General features: G+C 77.5%; 1 protein-coding gene. It reads left to right on the top strand.

Going from position 1 to position 968, the window contains the following annotated elements:
* Positions 1 to 968, top strand: a 968-nt coding sequence (locus tag NWP09_RS12990) for a folate-binding protein (RefSeq protein WP_309137126.1), incomplete at both ends; no start/stop codon positions are given.

Below are 968 nucleotides of genomic sequence, written 5' to 3' on the forward strand. Positions count from 1 at the left end.
CCGCTGCACGTCGGCAACCCGATCGCCGAGCAGCGGCGGCTGCGCGCCGGCGCGCTCGTGCTGCTGCCGCGCGACGTGCTGCGGCTGAGCGGCCCCGACACCCTCGCGTGGCTCGACTCGATCACGAGCCAGGCGGTCGCGGGCCTCGCCGACGGCGCGTCGACCGAGACGCTCGTGCTCTCGCCAGAGGGCCGCATCGAGCACGCGCTGCGGCTGCGCCGCGACGGCGACGACGTGTGGGCGATCGTCGACGCGGGCAGCGGCGACGCGCTCGAGTCGTGGCTCACGCGGATGCGCTTCTTCAAGCAGGTCGACATCGCGCGCCCCGAGGTGGTCGTCGTGGGCACCGCGGGGGAGCCCGCCGGCTCCGTGGCGTGGATCGACGGCTGGCCCGAGGTCGCGCCGGGCGGCGTCCGCTACGGCGAGCCGACGGGCGAGCCGTGGCGCTGGTCGGAGTCGGTGCTCGACCCGGATGCCGCCGAGGCGCTCGACCCGGAGCGGTTCGTCGGGCTGCTCGCGGCCGAGGCGCTGCGCGTCGCGGCCGGGCGCCCCGGGCTCGCCGAGGTCGACGAGCGCACGATCCCGCACGAGCTCGACTGGCTCACGACCGCGGTGCACCTGCAGAAGGGCTGCTACCGCGGGCAGGAGACCGTCGCGAAGGTGCACAACCTCGGCGCCCCGCCGCGCCGGGTGGTGCTGCTGCACCTCGACGGCAGCCAGAACGCCCCGGTCGCGCCCGGCGACCGCGTGCTGCTCGGCGACGCCGACGCGGGCGCGGTCACCACCGCGGCGATGCACGACGAGCTCGGCCCGATCGCCCTCGCGGTCGTGAAGCGCTCGACCCCCGTCGACGCCGACCTCGTGGTGCGCACCGCAGAGGGCGTCGACGTCGCCGCGGGCCAGCAGGTGCTCGTGCCGCCGACCGCGGGCCACGCGCACCGCCCGCCGCGGCTGCCGCGCCTCGGCGC

It is taken from the genome of Agrococcus sp. HG114, assembly GCF_024723325.1.
Lineage (GTDB): Bacteria > Actinomycetota > Actinomycetes > Actinomycetales > Microbacteriaceae > Agrococcus.